The sequence below is a fragment of the Mesorhizobium sp. WSM4808 genome, assembly GCF_055811675.1.
This window is the reverse complement of the sequence record NZ_JBVVQX010000006.1, coordinates 247,352-264,041: the sequence shown is the minus strand read 5'-3', so window position 1 is coordinate 264,041 and position 16,690 is coordinate 247,352. Positions and strand designations below refer to the sequence as shown.

Genomic DNA, 16,690 nt, shown 5'->3' with positions numbered 1-16,690 from the left:
AGCTGCCGTTTGCAAGCCAGCCTCACCTGAATATCAGCATATCCTAAAGGGATGCGTCGGTCAGCGACTTCTCCAGCCCCGACAGGTGAATGCCGCACTCGGTCTTGGCATGACCGGCCCAGCGGCCGCTGCGCGCGTCCTCGCCCGGCTGCACCGGCTGCGTGCACGGGAAGCAGCCGATCGACAGATAGCCATAGGCGACCAGCGGATTTTCGCGCAGCGCATGCGCGCGCATGTAGTCCGCCTGGTCCGATGTCGTCCAATGCGCCAGCGGATTGATGCGGATGCGCGGCCCGACCGCCTCGAACACCGGCAGCGCTGCCCGCGTCGCGGCCTGGAAACGCTTGCGGCCGGTGAGCCAGGCTCTAAATGGCGCGACACCGCGCGCCAGCGGCTCCACCTTGCGCACGTCGCAGCAGGCGTCGGTGTTGCTCTGATGCAGATTGCCCGTCGGATCGATCCGTTCGAGTGCTGCTTCCTCGGGTTTGATCACCCTTATGTTGGTCAGCCCGAAATCGGCGGCGAGCGCGTCGCGATAGCCGAGCGTCTCCTCGAAATGCTTGCCGGTGTCGAGGAAAATGACCGGCAGCGTCCGGTCGATCTTGGCGATCATGTGCAGCAGCACAGCCGAATCCGCGCCGAACGACGACACCGCCGCGATCTCGTCGAGGAACAGTTCGCGGGCCGAGCGTTCGATGATCTCGATCGGCTTCAGATGACCATAGAGCGCATCGAGCCCCGCCGCTTTGGCGGCGATACCGTCATCGACGTCTCCAATAGGGTCAAGCGGCCTTGGCTTCGCCAGCATAGAGCGCCTCCTTGAACGGCGCGGGACCGACTCGGCGGTAGGCGTCGATGAATTTCTCTTGTGGGCCGAGCCGGAGGCCGAGATAGGTCTCGACGATCTGCTCGATGGCGTCGGTGATCTCTTCCGACGAGAAGCCGCGGCCGATGATCTCGCCGACCGAGGTGTTTTCGTCGGCCGAGCCGCCCAGCGTCACCTGATAGAGCTCAGAGCCCTTCTTCTCGACCCCGAGGATGCCGATATGGCCGACATGGTGATGACCGCAGGCGTTGATGCAGCCGGAGATCTTGAGCTTCAGTTCGCCGATCTCGCGCTGCCGCTCAAGCGAGGCGAAGCGGCGCGAGATTTCCTGCGCGATCGGGATCGAGCGCGCCGTGGCCAGCGCACAGTAGTCGAGGCCCGGGCAAGCGATGATGTCCGATATCAAATTGGAATTGGCTGTCGCCAGACCGATGCCGACCAGCGCATCATAGACTGCCTTGAGGTCGGCGCGGGCCACATGCGGCAGGATCAGGTTCTGCTCATGGCTGACACGCAGTTCATCAAAGCCATATTTCTCGGCGATGTCGGCGATCGCTTCCATCTGGCTGTCCGAGGCGTCCCCGGGCACCTCGCCGATGCCCTTCAGCGAGATCGTCACCGCTGCATAGTCGGGATGGCGGTGCGTCACGACATTCTGGTCGAGCCACTCCGAGAACCCTTTGGAATCGAGCCGCGCCAGCTTGACCGCTTGGTCGCCTTCCGGCCGTCCGGCGAGCACCGGTGGCGCGAAATAGGCCTCGATGGCGCGGACGTCGGCTTCCGGCAGCTTCAGCTCGGCGTCCTTCAACTCCAGCCACTCGGCCTCGACCTGGCGGGTGATCTCCTCGACGCCGGTCTCATGGACGAGGATCTTGATGCGCGCCTTGTACTTGTTGTCGCGGCGGCCATAGAGGTTGTAAACGCGCAGGATCGCCGTGCAGTAGGACAGGAGGTCGGCTTCCGGCAGGAAGTCGCGGATCTTGCGGGCAACCATCGGCGTGCGGCCCTGGCCGCCGCCGACATAGACGGCGAAACCGAGTTCGCCGGCGGCGTTCTTCTTCAGGTGCAGGCCGATGTCGTGGGTCTGGATGGCGGCGCGGTCGCGCTCGGCCCCCGTCACCGCGATCTTGAACTTGCGCGGCAGGAACGAGAATTCCGGATGCACCGACGACCACTGGCGCAGGATTTCCGCATAGGGCCGCGGATCGGCGACCTCGTCAGCCGCGGCACCGGCGAAATGGTCGGCGGTGACGTTGCGGATGCAATTGCCGCTGGTCTGGATGGCATGCATCTCGACGCTTGCCAGATCGGCCAAGATCGCCGGAATGTCCGACAGCGCCGGCCAATTGAACTGGATGTTCTGGCGCGTGGTGAAATGGCCGTAGCCCTTGTCGTATTTGCGGGCGATGTGGCCAAGCATGCGCAACTGCTTGCCGTTCAGCGTGCCATAAGGCACCGCGATGCGTAGCATATAGGCGTGCAGCTGGAGATAGACGCCGTTCATCAGCCTGAGCGGTCGGAACTGGTCCTCGGTGATCTCGCCAGACAGCCGGCGCTGGACCTGGTCGCTGAACTCGGCGACGCGGGCCTGGACAAAATCGTGGTCGAACTCATCGTAACGGTACATGCTTCGTCTTTCAGGGCGCGTCCGCCCATGCCTGGTGTCTTGGTTATGCTGCCCGCGCAGCCTGCTTGCCGAGATCGTTGCGGATGGTCGGACCTGCAGCGCGGATCTTCTCGCGCAACCGCACCGGCTCGACGACGCCCTTGACGACGTCCGCATCGATCAAATTCACGTCGACCACTTCGTTGGCGGCATAGGCCTTGGCGCCGATCGCCTCGAGCCTGTCCTCGGCTGCCTTGTCATGGGCGAGGTCGGCATGGTCCACCGTCTCGGCCCAGCCACCATCGGCGTACCAGACGGCAATGCCGTCGGTGAGGCGGTTGGCGGTCAGTATCTTCATTGCTGAACTCCTTCGGCGATCGAACTGGACGCGCCTTCATGCCTGTGTGCCGCCAGCGGCTCGGATCGCTCAAAGTTGGCGCCGGCGACCGCATCGCCGATGATGGTCATGACCGGGCCGGAAAGATCGGCGCGCGCTTCCAGCGACGGCAGGTCGGCAAGCGTGCCGTGGAAGCGACGCCGGTTGGCGAGGCTGGCATTCTCGACCACGGCCACCGCGGTGTCCGGCGACAGACCGGCCTCGATCAGCCGTCCGGCAACCTCGGCGGCCACCGAGCGGCCCATATAGACGGCGACGGTGGCGCCGGAAATGGCGAGCTTGGCCCAGTCGGGCAGCGAATTGCCCTTGAGGTCGTGGCCGGTGGTGAACACCATCGACGAGGAGACACCGCGCAAGGTCAGCGGCAGTTCGAAATCGGCGGCGGCAGCAAAGGCCGCGGTGACGCCCGGAACCACCTCATAGGCGATTCCGGCATCACGAAGTGCAGCCATCTCTTCGCCCGCCCGGCCGAACACCAGCGGATCGCCTGACTTCAGCCGCACGACACGCTTGCCTTCACGGCCAAGCTCGACCAGCAGCGCATTGATCTCAGCCTGGCTCTTGGTGTGGCAGCCCTTACGTTTTCCGACCGGCAGGCGCTCGGCATCGCGGCGCCCCATGGCAACGACCGCCTCGGGCACCAGCGCGTCATGGACGATGACATCGGCTTCCATCAGCAGACGATGGGCCCGCAAGGTCAAAAGATCCTCGGCGCCCGGACCGGCGCCAACCAGCGCGATGTGACCGCAAGCGGGCGTGTCCGACAGCAGAAGATCGACGGCAGCTTCATGCGCCTGCGAAAGCTGGCCGGCTTCGGCCGCGCGCGCAGGAGCGCCAGAGAAGAAATCATTCCAGAAGCGGCGGCGGGCATTGCCTTTCGGCAGCAGCTTCTCGGCAGCCCCGCGAAACGACGCCGCAAGAATTGCCAGCGGCCCGAGCGACGGCGACAGCATGCGGTCGATGCGGCCGCGCAACATCTGGGCAAGCACCGGGCCTGCACCCTCGGTGCCGATGGCGATGGCGACCGGCGCGCGGTTGACCAGCGCCGGGGTGAAGAAATCGCAAAGCTCAGGCCGATCGACGGCATTGACCGGAATGCCGAGGCGGCGCGCATCCGCAGCCACCCGACGGTCGAGTTCCTCGTCGCCGCTGGCGGCAAACACCATGATCGCGCCTTCGAGCTGCGATGCGTCGTAAGCGGCGGCAAAATGGCTCGCGCCGGCCTGGACGATGAAGGCGAGCAGATCGGGCTCGGCGTGTTCCGCGATTATCCGCAGGACCGCGCTTGACTGTCCGATCAGCCGCGCCTTGGCGAGTGCCTCTTCGCCGCCGCCGACGATGGCCACGGCTTCGCCCTCGACCCGCATGAACACGGGGAAGGCGCTGAGCTTGGGAGCAGTGTGCGACATGGACGCGAGCGGAATCCTGAATGAGCTTGCAGTTCTACGCGCGGGCGCGAGAAACCAGAAGGCACGCACTCGCGCATCCCTTATCGGGATGCAATTGCTTTTCTGAAAGCATCCCAGCCAAGAGAAAAATATTTCTCGTTTGCAGATGGAGCGGATTCAAGCTGCTGTCGCAGGCCTTGTTTTCCGGGTCTTTTAGCGCCCGGGGAGAAAAGCCGCAAAACTGTTTTTTCTAAATTCTATCAAATTAGTAGATTAAAGCCGCGAACTCTGGATAGCCAGAATGTCCAACGCCGACGCGGCGGCCGACTGGAACATTAGTGGCTCGGGGCGCGTTCTCAAAAGGCCTGCATATCGGATCGAAACCCCGGCTGCGGAACGCCACGAAAGGCCACCACGCGGCTGAAAAGGAGCCTGTCATCATGAACACAATCATACTCAAGCACGGTATCTGGGTCATGGTGGCCGATGGCGAGAAGGCGCTTTTCCTCAGGAACGCCGGCGACAACAAATATCCGAATCTCGAGGTGGTGCAGGAAATGCAGCAGGACAACCCGCCCACCCGCGAGCAAGGCAGTGACAGCCCGGGCCGGTACAATGATGGTCCCTCCGTACACCGCAGCGCAGTCGAGGATACGGACTGGCACCGCATCGGCAAGGAGCGTTTCGCCGATGAAATCGCCGCCCGGCTCTACAAGCTCGCGCATGACGGCGAATTCAACGAGATCGTGCTCGTCGCACCGCCAGTGGTGCTTGGGACAATGCGCAAAAAGCTGCACAAGGAGGTCGAGGACAAGGTGACCGCCGAAATTCCCAAGACATTGACCAACCATGCCATACCGGAAATCGAGGCCCTGCTGCGGGCAGGCTGATATTGTCGATCGGCCCTGACGGATCGAGACGAATAGCACCGCACAAATTCCGATCCGGCCGGCAGCTTCTCAGCTGCCGGTCAAATTTTTGCGGCGGCGCCGTCGATTTCACGGCTTCGCGGGTTGCATCGCCGACATACCATCCACCATATTGCAAAACAGGCGGCGGCTTTGGGCGGCGCTCATCCAACATCGCTGTTTTTGAAAGGCGCTCCATAGACAATGCCGCATGACACGCCCCTTATCGCCACCATCGTCGCCGGTCTGGGGCTGGCTTTCATCTTCGGGGCTCTCGCCAACCGCTTCCGTATCCCGCCGCTGGTCGGTTATCTCGTAGCCGGCGTGCTGGTCGGGCCGAACACGCCTGGCTTCGTCGCCGATGCCGGCCTTGCCAACGAACTGGCCGAAATCGGGGTCATCCTCCTGATGTTCGGCGTCGGGTTGCACTTCTCGTTGAAGGATCTTCTGTCGGTGCGCGCCATAGCCGTGCCGGGCGCCGTCGTCCAGATCGGCTTTGCCACCGCACTCGGTGCCGGGTTGTCGTGGATGCTCGGCTGGTCGATGGGCGCGGGACTGGTGTTCGGCCTGGCACTATCGGTCGCCTCGACGGTCGTGCTGCTGCGCGCTCTGCAAGAGCGGCGGATGATTGAGACCGAGCGCGGCCGCATCGCTGTCGGCTGGCTGATCGTCGAGGACCTGGCCATGGTGCTGGCGCTGGTGCTGCTGCCGGCGCTGGCCGGCGTGCTCGGCGGCCAGGAGCAGACCGACGCCCATGCGAGCGGGCTGCTGTCGCTGCCGGCCAGCTACGGCATCTGGGGCGTCGTCGGCATCACGCTGGCCAAGGTCGCCGCCTTCGTCGTCGTCATGCTGGTGGTCGGCCGCCGGGTCATCCCCTGGATCCTGCACTATGTCGCCCACACCGGCTCGCGCGAGCTCTTCCGGCTGGCGGTGCTTGCCATAGCGCTCGGCGTCGCCTTTGGCGCGGCCAAACTGTTTGGGGTCTCACTGGCGCTGGGCGCATTCTTCGCCGGCATGATCATGAGCGAATCCGAACTCAGTCACCGTGCCGCCGAAGAATCCTTGCCGCTGCGCGATGCCTTTTCCGTGTTGTTCTTCGTCTCGGTCGGCATGCTGTTCGACCCGTTCAGCCTGATCAGCAATGGCTGGCCGATCCTGGCAACGCTGGCCATCATCGTCATCGGCAAATCGCTGGCGGCGTTCGTCATCGTCGTTGCCTTCGGCTATCCCCTGGCCACCGCATTGATGATTTCGGCAAGCCTTGCCCAGATCGGCGAATTCTCCTTCATCCTGGCCGAGCTCGGCGTCGGGCTGAAACTGTTGCCCGAACAAGGTCGCGACCTCATTCTGGCCGGCGCCATCCTGTCGATCGTCCTCAACCCGCTGATGTTCCTGGCCATCGACTGGATGAAGCCGTGGCTGGAACGGCGCGCCGCCAGGACGGCACCGCCGGTCGAAGCAAAACCGGTTGGTCCGGCGACGGAGCCGGGCCAGGTGGCCTCTGTCGCGACAACGGCGAAAAGGGAGGACGGGCCGCCGCCAAAGACGGCACTCACCGGCCATGCCATCCTCATCGGCTACGGCCGTGTCGGTGGCCTGGTCGGCTCGGCGCTGAAAGACGCGGCACTGCCCTTCCTGGTCATCGAGGACGCCGACAAGACCCTGACCAAGCTGAAAGCGGACAGCATCGAGACCGTCGCCGGCAATGCGGCCAATGCCGAAGTGTTCGCCGCCGCCAATCCCGAAGGCGCCAGCCGGCTGATCCTTGCCATCCCCAATGCCTTCGAAGCCGGTCAGATCGTTCTCCGAGCCCGCGCCGCTAATCCTGGCATCAACGTCATCGCCCGTGCCCATTCCGATGCCGAGGTCGAACATCTCAAGGGTTTGGGCGCCGATACGGTGATCATGGGTGAACGCGAGATTGCGCGCGGGATTGTGGAAGAAGTTCTCGGTTCCAAACCGGAGTTGAGGCGCGAAACCGCCGAGCCATCGGTGGCCTGAGTCCCAAGCCCAAGCTGCACTCTCGCGCGCTGGCAACGTGATCGGCTCGACCCAGCCTTCAAGTGAGCATTACGCCACGAATGCAGAGCCGCCATTTTGCGCGATACCACTGAGGTATTTGGCCGGCGGCTTCCCAAGCGCCTTCTTGAACATGGTGATGAAGGCCGTGACCGAACCATAGCCGAGATCGCCCGAGACTTGCTGGACACTCTTGCCGGAAGCCAGTTCCCGAATTGCAACAATCAAGTGCAATTGCTGGCGCCAGCGCCCGAAACTTAGACCTGTCTCCTTTGTCACAAGGCGGGCGAGGCTGCTCTCGCTGAGCGCCATGCGCTTGGCCCAGTCCGCCAGCGTACTGCGGTCGGCAGGGTCTTGCGCCAACGCTTCGGCGATCCTGTTCAAGCGCGGCTCGGATGAGATCGGCAGGTGCAATTGCTGGACAGGCATGCGTGACAATTCGGTGAGCAGTATCTTGGTCAAGAGCTCGCCCCTCGCCTCGTCGTCCTGCAGCCGATCGGAAAGCTCGATGATCAATTCGCGCAGCAGTGGCGAGATCGAAAGCGTGCAGCACCGCTCCGGCAGGTCGGCGGCTCCCGGCTCTATGTAGACGAAAAAAATCCGGGCGTTGGCGGTCGCGACATTGCTGTGCTCCATGCCGCCGGGGATCCACACCCCGCAATGCGGCGGCACCATCCATAGACCGCTTGGGACGCGGCATGTGACGCCGCCGCCGAGCGCGAAGACGAGCTGGCCTTTGCGGTGCCGGTGGGCGGGGACTTCCGCTCGGGTGTCGGGGATGTCGACGCGCACGGCAATCGACAACGCGGAAGGGTCATCCACATCGAGATCAAGCCAGGGGTAGCTGAGGGGCTGTCTCATGATTGACTGTTATAAGCGATGAACCGCCATGATAGCTAAATTCTTTAACCGCGGAAGTCGATAGGCTCCGGTTCGCGCAGGGTTGATCGTGTGAGGCTGCGCGCCGTCGCCGGTATGGCTCGCTACCCACATGGGTACTCAGCTTGCCGTGCTTTCCAACGCAAGCTGGCACCGGCAAGCCAGCAACAAGGTACGCCATGCTCGCCCTGGTCATCTCTCCCGAAAGTGCGACCGGGTTGAGGCTCGCCGACGTCGCCGAGCCTCAACCGGCCTCGAATGAAGCGCTTGTCTCGGTCCACGCCACTTCGTTGAATCGCGGCGAACTGCGCCTGCTTGCCATACGCCCCAAGGGCTGGATACCCGGCCAGGACATTGCGGGGATTGTCGAACGGAGAGCAGCCGATGGTTCCGGGCCAACCGTCGGCGCCCGGGTTGTCGCGTTGGTCGACGAGGCTGGTTGGACCGAACGCATCGCAGTCCCAACGGACCGTCTCGCCGTCCTGCCGGATGACGTCAGCTTCGTTTCCGCAGCCACGCTTCCTGTCGCCGGTACGACGGCGCTGAGGACTCTACGCCATGGCGGGGACCTCGCCGGCCAGCAGGTCTTGATCACCGGCGCAAGCGGCGCGGTCGGTCGTTTCCAGGTCCAGCTTGCCCGCGAGCAGGGCGCCTCGGTGACGGCAATCGCCGCTGCCCGGCACGCCGAGGATCTCCGCGGCCTCGGCGCCGAGCAGATTGTCGAAGCGATCGAGCTGGCCGAGGGACCGTTTTCGCTGATCACGGAGTCGGTGGGCGGCAAAAGCCTCGCACACGCGATCGAACGCATCGCACCTGGCGGGACCATCGTCATGTTCGGTTCGAGCAGCGGCGAACTGACGCCTGTCGGGTTCCGCCAGTTCGTTCCGGATCATGAGGGAGCAAGGCTTCAGACTTTTGCGTACTACACGTCCGGTCCAGGCATTGGCGAGGACATCGCCTCGCTGCTCGCTCTGGTCGCGGCCGGCCGGCTCGAAACGCGCGTGGCCTTGACCGTGCCGTGGACAGACATCGCCCAAGCGCTGGACGCACTGCGACAGCGCAGCTTCAGCGGCAAGGCCGTTCTCACCATAACAGGATGAGCATCCTGTTTTGTCACACGTGCTGGCCGCCATTGATGTGAATTTCCGAGCCCGTCACATAGGACGCCTGCTGCGAACACAGGAAGAAGATGATGTCGGCGACTTCGGCCGTGGTGCCAAGGCGCCTGAGAGGAATGGTCTCGACGATCTTGTCAGTGCCCGGCGACAGGATCGCTGTGTCGATCTCGCCGGGCGCAATGGCATTGACGCGGATGCCGTGCGGGCCGAAATCATGTGCCATCTCGCGCGTCAGCGAGCCGAGCGCCGCCTTCGATGTGGCATAGGCCGTGCCGGCGAAGGGATGCACGCGGGTTCCGGCGATCGAGGTTACGTTGACGATCGAGCCCTTGGCCGCCGCCAGCTCCTTGAACAGGCCGCGCGCCAGCATGATCGGCGCGAAGAAATTGACCTGGAACACGTCGCGCCAGACATGCATCGGCGTGTCGATCGAATCCATGCGGCTGTTGCCGTCCTTGAGCTTCGGCGAAATGCCGGCATTGTTGACCAGCGCATGCAACTGGCCGCCATGCGCTTCCAGCCGGTGGCGGATTTCGGAGACGGCGATGCCGACATCCTCCTGATCGGCGAGATCGACCTTGATGTGGTCTTCCGGCCCGGCCGGCCACGGGCAATCCTCGGCGAAAGCCTGCCTGGAGCAGGTGATGACGCGCCAGCCCTCGCGCGAAAAACGCTTGACGGTGGCGTGGCCAATGCCGCGGCTGGCGCCGGTCAGCACGATGGTCTTTCGGGTGTCGAGCTCAGTCATTTCAAGGTCTCCGACCGGCAGATGTAGCCGAACGCCGCCGAGGTGGCGAGAGGCCGAAATGTCACCATTCGCCTCGATGAGGGAACTGGCGGGCCCGCTCGCCGTTGGTCCGTGAATGCGGAAAGGGCGCGGGGTTCTGAATCAATCAATCGGGACAGAGCCATGACACAGACAGCACCCCTCGACATAGCCACCGCCTTCACCAAGGCGTGGACAAGCCACGACCTCGAAAAGGCAGCATCCTTGGTCGCCGACGACGTCGTCTTTGATGGGCCGATGCAGCAATCGACCGGCAAGAAACCCTATCTCGAGGGCCTGACCAAACTATCACAGGATGTGACCGGTGTGCGCATGATCGCGGCCTTCGGAGACGATCATCAGGCGCTGCTGATGTATGATTGGGTGACAAAGTCGTCCGGCGCGCTTTCCTGCGCCAAGCACCTCACCATCAGCGATGGCAAGATTCACAGCGACAAACTGACCTTTGACAGCAAGAAGTTGGGCAGCGCCAAGCCACGGAATTAGCGGATCGGATCAGCCGCCAAGGAGGTCGAGGATCGAGGTCTGCCGCTTCTTGCGCGGACCGCCGACGTCGCCTGGCGGCACCGGATGTTTGACCGACGCGGTGGCGCCGTCATCCTCCGGCATGGAGGGGCTGTCGGCATCGACAGTTTGGGCGGGACGGGCCGCGCGGACCGGCGCTTGGGCAACCGGCGCTGCTGGCCGCGCCGGTGCCTGCTGACCGACCGACGTCGACGGAACCGGCGCCGTGTTGTTCGCCGAGGGTATCTCGTCGGGGACGATTGTGTCGGCCGGCGTCGATTTCCAGGTGCCGGGCAGCGGCCGCACCGGCACACCCTCGTGGGCCGCAACCATGAACTCGTGCCAGGCCTGCGCCGGCAGTGCGCCGCCGGTGACCTTCTTCATCGCGCTGCCATCATCATTGCCGAACCACACACCAGTGGTGAGGTTGGCGGTGTAGCCGACGAACCAGGCGTCGCGCGAATTTTGACTGGTGCCGGTCTTGCCGGCCGATGGCCAGGCGAAAGCCGCTTTCCGGGCAGTGCCGATCTCAACCGTGCCCGTCATCATCGAGTTCATCATGCCGACGATCTCAGGCTTGACGACGCGCGGCGCGCTGCCGCCGCCGCTGTCGTAAAGCACTTTGCCCTCGGTGGTCGTCACGCGCCGGATGAAATGGATGTCCGGCTTGTAGCCGCCATTGGCAAAGGGGACATAGGCCGAGGTCAGCTCCAGCGGCGTCACTTCCGAAGTGCCGAGCGCGATCGAGGTGTTGGCTATCAGGTCGGACTGGATGCCCATGCGGTGCGCCGCCTCGACAACCGCGTTCGGCCCGACCTCCATGGTCAGTTGCGCGGCCACCGAGTTCAGCGACTTGGCCAGCGCGGTGGCCAGCGTCACCTTGCCGAAATACTTGCCGCCGTAATTGTCGGGTGTCCAGTTGCCGATCTTGATCGGCGCATCGTTGCGGATGCTGTCGGGCGTGCGACCGGCTTCGAGCGCGGCCATATAGACGAACGGCTTGAACGCCGAGCCCGGCTGGCGACGTGCCTCCGAAGCACGGTCGAACTGGCTGGTCGAATAGTCGTAGCCGCCGACCATGGCACGCACCGCACCGGAATCGTCGATCGACACCAGCGCGCCCTGGGTGACGTTGAGCTTCTTGCCGCTCTCGTCGATCAGTCTGCGGATCGACTGTTCGGCGAGCTTTTGCAGGTTCAGGTCGACGGTGCTGTCGATGACGATGTCGCCGCGCACGTCGCCGATCAGGTCGGGCAATTCCTCCATGATGGTGTCGGCGACGTAATTCTCCGAGCCGGTCCAGTAGGACGGCGCGCGCGTTGCCGGCGCGCTCATCGCCGAGGTCATTTCCTTGGCGCTGATCTTTCCCTCGTCACGCATGGCGGCAAGCACCAGTTGCGAGCGTTCCTCGGCGGCCTTCGGATCGCGTGCCGGGGACAGCCGCGACGGCGCCTTCAACAGGCCGGCAAGCAATGCGGCTTCCGACAGGGTGACGTCGCGCGCGCTCTTGCCGAAATAGCGGCGCGAGGCGGCCTCGACGCCATAGGCGCCGGAACCGAAATACACCCGATTCAGGTACATTTCGAGAATCTGGTCCTTGGTGTGCTTGTGCTCCAGCCACAGCGCCAGCAGCACTTCCTGCACCTTGCGTTCCAGCGTGCGGTCGGGTGTCAGGAACAGGTTCTTCGCCAATTGCTGGGTCAGCGTCGAACCGCCCTGCGAGAAACGCCCGCCCAGCACATTGGTGACCATGGCGCGCGACAGACCGATCGGGTCGATGCCGAAATGCGAGTAGAAGCGCCGATCTTCAATGGCGATGACGGCTTCCGGGATATAGGGCGACATTTCATGCAGGCCGACGGCCTCGCCGCCGCTCATGCCGCGATTGGCGAGCAATTGGCCGTCGGCAGAGACGATCTTGATGTTGGGGGCGCGGTCGGGAATCGACCAGGTCGTCGCCGCCGGCATCTTGGCGCCATAGTAGACGACGATGCCGGCCACCGCGATGCCGCCCCAGATGGCGAACACGAAGCACCAGTAGAACAGCCGGCCGAGCACGCCGAACAGGCCGCGCCGGCTTCTGCCGCGCTTGGCCCGCGACGATTTCCCTTTGGCCGGCTTGCGTTTTGCGGAGGCTTTGCGATTGCTCGGCACGACGCGATCCTCCTCGTTCACCGAAAGACCCGCCGAGGACCGCGCCTGCGGCGGCCCCTCGAAATTGGGTTCGATGCGACTGTCCCTGCGGTTCGCCATGCGCTGTGCTTGATATCCCCGATGCCTATGGCGTTCGGGTTGAAGAGTAGATGCGGCGGTTTAAAGGCGGGTTAAGTCGTGTTCGAATGCCGGCCCTGGCGTTGGTCAACGATGTTGATGCGAAAAAGCCGCTACGCCTTGATATCTCGCTAGAGACCCGCCGCCTTCGCCAGATAGGGCGCCAGCGCCAGCGCATAGGTGGCCGTCATATGGTGATGGTCGCGCCAGACGATGATGTTGCCGACCACGGCCGAACAGCTGTCCTTGCCACATAAGGCATCGTTCATGTCAACGACACGGACCCCCGGCAATGTCCCCGCGGCGAGGGCGAAGACATCACTCGTCTCCACCTCCTGTCGCGCGTTGACGCATTTGTCGGGATCGGCGGCCAGGCAATCACCGGGATCGAACTTGACGAAAGGCGTGTTACGAATGGCGATAATGCGCACGCCGGCACTGTTCAAGTCGCTCCAGATGCTGCGCAAACCGTCGATCATTGCCGGCTCCGGTGTGTCGGAATAGCGAGACTGGCTGGTGAACATCAGGTCTGGCCGCAATTTCCTGATCTCGGCGAGAACGTTGTCGCGCCATGTTGCGCAGGCCTCATACGGCTTACCGTCATCCGTCACAGCGGCAAGGGTGAAAGGGCATGCAGCCTTGGTGAAGGTGACCAATTTCCACTTGCGGTCCCTGGCAATCTTGTCGATGGCAGGGATCCATTGTGCTGCGTGTGAATCGCCTGCGACGACAATGGTCCTGGTTCCCTGGGGATCGCCGAGCTGGCAGCCCACAGCTTGCGTGCTGTCCTGCTCCTGATGGCATTTCAGTCGATAGACGATCGGTACGTCACGCCTGAGTTTGCCGAGGGATGGCAGCAGTTGCACGTCGCGCGGAACCGAAGCGTTGGCAAGCAGCGCTGCCGGCCCTGGATAATTCGGTGTTCCGATCAGGCTGATATCGACGTCTTGCCTGTCGAGCGCATAGCCGAGCCCACCCGACACCATCACGCATACGGCAACGGCGGCAGTGGCATAGGCCAGAGGTTTCCGTTCCGTATCCGACCGCGGCTGCCGGCAGCGCTGTTCGACATATCGGTAGGACAAATCCGAGATTGCCAGCGTCAGGGCGATCAGCACGACACCTGCAAGGAGCCCGGCGGCGGGGCGATGCGCCGAATAGAAAACAACCAGCGGCCAATGCCAGAGGTAGATCGAATACGACCGGTCGCCGACATAGCAAAGGATGCTGGCGTTAAGCCCGCGAAACCGGCCCAGTTTGATGCCGCCGGCGGCAATGATGAGCACCGTTCCCAGGGTCGGCAGCAACGCAAGAGCGCCAGGAAATGACGTCGAGGCGGAAAAGAAAAGCGCTGAAAACCCGATGGCGCCAATACCGGTCATCGCCATTGCGGCGCGCAATGGCAGCCCTGCCCTGAACCGATGGACCGTCAGCGCCAGCAGGCCACCAAGCGCCAGCTCCCACAGACGGGTATGGGTTACGAAATAAGCGGCGGCCGGATCGCTCCGGGTGATGACAACCGAGCTGATCAGCGACCCGGCAAAAACCGCGGTCAGCCCCACGAGGAATACGTCTTTCGCTGGCCGCCCGAGACGGCGCGCCAGCCAAAGGCCTGCCACCATCAGCAATGGCCAGACGATATAGAACTGCTCCTCGATCGATAGAGACCAGTAATGTTGCACCGGGCTCGCCGCCTCCTCGGCGCCGAGATAGTCGACCGCCTGCCAGGCAAGCCGCCAGTTCTGCACATAGAGCGCACTGGCGGCGACCTGGATCGCCGTCTCTTCCCAACGTGCCATGGACAGGAAGACCAGCGTTCCGGCGAGCGTGGCAAGAAGGGCCAGGATCGCAGTCGGCAGCAGTCGCCGCACTCGCCGCGAATAAAAGGCCATCAGCGAGATGCGGCCGTCGCGCAGCGCCATGCGGGCAAGCAGACCGGTGATGAGATAGCCCGAGATGACGAAGAACACATCGACCCCGACATACCCGCCAGGAAGAACCGCGGGCCAGATGTGGAAAACCACCACCAGGGCAACGGCAATGCCACGCAGCCCCTGGATTTCAGGCCGCAATGCAACAGGCCCCTCAGCGTCTTCTGTCAACACCACCCGCCTCAGACCTGATTTCAGATGGGCTCGAACTTCACATCCGGCTGGTCAGGACCGCCGGCTTGCCGCAACAGCGCGAGAATGTGTTCGCCCCTGTCAACCTGCTGTCGTCTCCAGTTGGAGGCGTTCGTCACATGCAGCCAGCCATCGACCACCATGAAAAAATCCTCGGATGGGTCATGTCCCGCGCCGAAGCGAAGCGATTTGTTTTCAGCGAACCGAACCATCGCCGGGTCCATCGACCTGTAGAGCACCGGCCAGTTGCCGCCGCCGGAATCCATATGAAACTTGTAGCTCGGGGCGAAATCCAGCCGCCGCCGCAACAGGCTTCCATCGAAAAAACAGAAGCCGGGCCACAAGAACCAGCCGCCTGGTGTCGGCGTATCGCGCCGCACGCTGCCGTAGAGGCTCTTGCCCTCCATCCGGTCGCGGATCGAAAATGGCTCAGTCGGAAAGATGTCATGATCGATGAAGCCGAAAAGCTTCGGCCCGAACCCAGGCAAGAAATTCCGCACGATCCAGTTGAGCGCTTGACCGTGCGATCTGCTGACGACCAGCCTGTTCTTCGGCAAGGCGACATAGGGGACATGCTGGCGACGGCAGAGATCGCGGATCGCTTCCCTTGCATCGTCCTTGTTGCTGTTGTCGAAAACGATGTAGCTTTCGTGCTCGGCCAGGTATCGGCGCACCAGGTGGATCTGCCATTCGATCACGTCTGGCCGGTTGAAGGCCACGGTGGCGACTATGCCACCGCGAAATACCTGCTCTTGCCCCTGCAGATCGAAGACCGGCGCGGATGCTCTCAGGAAGCGAAACACCCGCCAATGATAACGCAACAGCGCCTCGCGCCTTGGCGGCCTGTTCAGCCTCTCCCATTCCGCGACGGTAATTCTGGGCGGATCGTCATCTTCCGGCGCGTCGGAAGCCCCCATGTCGCGCTCCTGCATCTGCCCCACGGTGCAGGCTAGTTCTGCTGGATCGAAATGCCCTTGTCGTCGATCTTGAGTTCGACGCCCTTGGGTTTGGTCTGCTCGCGATAGACGTAGATGCCGAGCGCAATGACCACGACTATGAGCGCGCCAATGATGAGATAGAGCGTATTCTGTTTCATGGCGCGCTCTTTGCGTTGTCGAGCCTCAGGCTCGTTTCAGGACCTTGACCAGCACCAGCAGGATAATGGCGCCGATTGTGGCATGGATGATCGCGGCGAGAGTGCCGCCGCCGATTGAAAATCCGATCCTCGGAAACAGCCAGCCGGCGATGAACGCGCCGACGATGCCGACGATGATGTTGCCGATAAGGCCGAAGCCGAAACCGGAAACGATAAGACCGGCGAGCCAGCCGGCGATGGCACCGATGATGATGAAGACGAGCAGGCTTTCGACACCCATAGAGAGTTCCTCCGAGCAAGAGGGCGACGGCGGAACGGAAAGCTCCGAATCGGCCTCGATATCAACGGCTTCAGGCTATTCGAAAGCGGCCGGTCTCACCAGCGGCGCCATCACTAGAGCAATTCTAGGAAAAGTGTAAAGCGGTTTTCCGTCCAAAATTGCGTCAAAACAAAGAGTTAGAGCAGCTCGCCGTTTCCGTGAAACGGTGAACTGCTCTAGTCGTCATCGTCGCTTGCGGCAGGGCGCCAGCTGGTCGGCTCGACCTTCTTTTGGGTGTGACTGTCGATATAGACCCACCAGCCATCGTCGCGATATTGCGCGATGGATTCGTTGATCACGCCGTCGCTATCCTTCCACGTGACGGAGACCTTGGAGCCGTCTGTCGGCGCGGTCACAATCGGCTTTCTGTCCGCCATGTCATCATCCCCCAATTGCACCGACAAACTGAGCCGACAGAACGCCGCGGCCCGCATCCGGTTCCAGCCGGT

The 16,690-nt window shown here is 63.1% G+C and carries 16 protein-coding genes; 4 read left to right on the top strand and 12 right to left on the bottom strand.

The window, feature by feature from the left end; genetic code table 11:
• Nucleotides 1-43: 43 nt before the first annotated feature.
• The 4 genes from AC0L2U_RS13640 to cysG are packed head-to-tail and all read right to left on the bottom strand — an operon-like array spanning nt 44 to nt 4,238.
• A complete protein-coding gene (locus AC0L2U_RS13640; protein WP_127397818.1) occupies nt 44-808 on the bottom strand; it encodes a phosphoadenylyl-sulfate reductase in 765 nt (254 codons plus the stop codon).
• Nucleotides 783-2,453, bottom strand: a complete 1,671-nt coding sequence (locus AC0L2U_RS13635; RefSeq protein ID WP_473602035.1) for a nitrite/sulfite reductase — start codon at nt 2,451-2,453, stop codon at nt 783-785. The genes AC0L2U_RS13640 and AC0L2U_RS13635 overlap by 26 nt, the downstream gene beginning before the upstream one ends.
• Nucleotides 2,454-2,496: 43 nt before the next feature.
• Nucleotides 2,497-2,790 carry a DUF2849 domain-containing protein gene (locus tag AC0L2U_RS13630; protein ID WP_473602034.1) on the bottom strand — a complete coding sequence of 98 codons (294 nt, stop codon included), beginning with the start codon at nt 2,788-2,790 and terminating at the stop codon, nt 2,497-2,499.
• On the bottom strand, nt 2,787-4,238 hold the full coding sequence (gene cysG / locus AC0L2U_RS13625; protein ID WP_473602033.1) for a siroheme synthase CysG: 1,452 nt from the start codon (nt 4,236-4,238) through the stop codon (nt 2,787-2,789). The genes AC0L2U_RS13630 and cysG overlap by 4 nt, the downstream gene beginning before the upstream one ends.
• Before the next feature lie 419 nt (nt 4,239-4,657).
• Between cysG and AC0L2U_RS13620 the strand changes: the two genes are divergently transcribed.
• Nucleotides 4,658-5,107 carry a baeRF12 domain-containing protein gene (locus tag AC0L2U_RS13620; RefSeq protein WP_292455270.1) on the top strand — a complete coding sequence of 150 codons (450 nt, stop codon included), beginning with the start codon at nt 4,658-4,660 and terminating at the stop codon, nt 5,105-5,107.
• A gap of 222 nt (nt 5,108-5,329) precedes the next feature.
• Nucleotides 5,330-7,126, top strand: a complete 1,797-nt coding sequence (locus AC0L2U_RS13615; protein WP_473602032.1) for a cation:proton antiporter domain-containing protein — start codon at nt 5,330-5,332, stop codon at nt 7,124-7,126.
• Nucleotides 7,127-7,195: 69 nt separating this feature from the next.
• On the opposite strand, the gene AC0L2U_RS13610 is transcribed toward AC0L2U_RS13615, so the two are convergent.
• Nucleotides 7,196-8,005 carry an AraC family transcriptional regulator gene (locus AC0L2U_RS13610; RefSeq protein ID WP_127809301.1) on the bottom strand — a complete coding sequence of 270 codons (810 nt, stop codon included), beginning with the start codon at nt 8,003-8,005 and terminating at the stop codon, nt 7,196-7,198.
• A gap of 197 nt (nt 8,006-8,202) precedes the next feature.
• Between AC0L2U_RS13610 and AC0L2U_RS13605 the strand changes: the two genes are divergently transcribed.
• Nucleotides 8,203-9,123 (top strand): zinc-binding dehydrogenase, encoded by a 921-nt coding sequence (locus AC0L2U_RS13605; RefSeq protein WP_473602031.1) that lies wholly within the window; start codon nt 8,203-8,205, stop codon nt 9,121-9,123.
• Between the two features lie 13 nt (nt 9,124-9,136).
• Here AC0L2U_RS13605 and AC0L2U_RS13600 read toward each other — a convergent pair whose 3' ends face one another.
• The gene (locus tag AC0L2U_RS13600) at nt 9,137-9,889 is read right to left on the bottom strand and encodes an SDR family NAD(P)-dependent oxidoreductase (RefSeq protein ID WP_023812510.1); all 753 of its coding nucleotides are present in this window, start codon (nt 9,887-9,889) and stop codon (nt 9,137-9,139) included.
• A gap of 162 nt (nt 9,890-10,051) precedes the next feature.
• Between AC0L2U_RS13600 and AC0L2U_RS13595 the strand changes: the two genes are divergently transcribed.
• Entirely contained in the window at nt 10,052-10,414 is a 363-nt protein-coding gene (locus AC0L2U_RS13595) for a nuclear transport factor 2 family protein (protein WP_473602030.1), read from the top strand.
• 9 nt (nt 10,415-10,423) lie between these two features.
• Here the strand turns inward: AC0L2U_RS13595 and AC0L2U_RS13590 are convergent, their stop codons facing one another.
• From AC0L2U_RS13590 to AC0L2U_RS13565, 6 genes are all read right to left on the bottom strand, one after another.
• Nucleotides 10,424-12,685, bottom strand: coding sequence for a transglycosylase domain-containing protein (locus tag AC0L2U_RS13590; protein WP_473602029.1), 2,262 nt, complete (start codon nt 12,683-12,685; stop codon nt 10,424-10,426).
• Between the two features lie 149 nt (nt 12,686-12,834).
• Nucleotides 12,835-14,805, bottom strand: coding sequence for an acyltransferase family protein (locus AC0L2U_RS13585; RefSeq protein ID WP_473602028.1), 1,971 nt, complete (start codon nt 14,803-14,805; stop codon nt 12,835-12,837).
• 23 nt (nt 14,806-14,828) lie between these two features.
• A complete protein-coding gene (locus AC0L2U_RS13580) occupies nt 14,829-15,743 on the bottom strand; it encodes a hypothetical protein (RefSeq protein WP_128364026.1) in 915 nt (304 codons plus the stop codon).
• Between the two features lie 32 nt (nt 15,744-15,775).
• Nucleotides 15,776-15,922, bottom strand: coding sequence for a hypothetical protein (locus AC0L2U_RS13575; RefSeq protein ID WP_127322522.1), 147 nt, complete (start codon nt 15,920-15,922; stop codon nt 15,776-15,778).
• A gap of 25 nt (nt 15,923-15,947) precedes the next feature.
• A complete protein-coding gene (locus AC0L2U_RS13570) occupies nt 15,948-16,202 on the bottom strand; it encodes a GlsB/YeaQ/YmgE family stress response membrane protein (protein WP_013529551.1) in 255 nt (84 codons plus the stop codon).
• A gap of 215 nt (nt 16,203-16,417) precedes the next feature.
• On the bottom strand, nt 16,418-16,618 hold the full coding sequence (locus tag AC0L2U_RS13565; RefSeq protein ID WP_128288056.1) for a hypothetical protein: 201 nt from the start codon (nt 16,616-16,618) through the stop codon (nt 16,418-16,420).
• Nucleotides 16,619-16,690 lie beyond the last annotated feature (72 nt).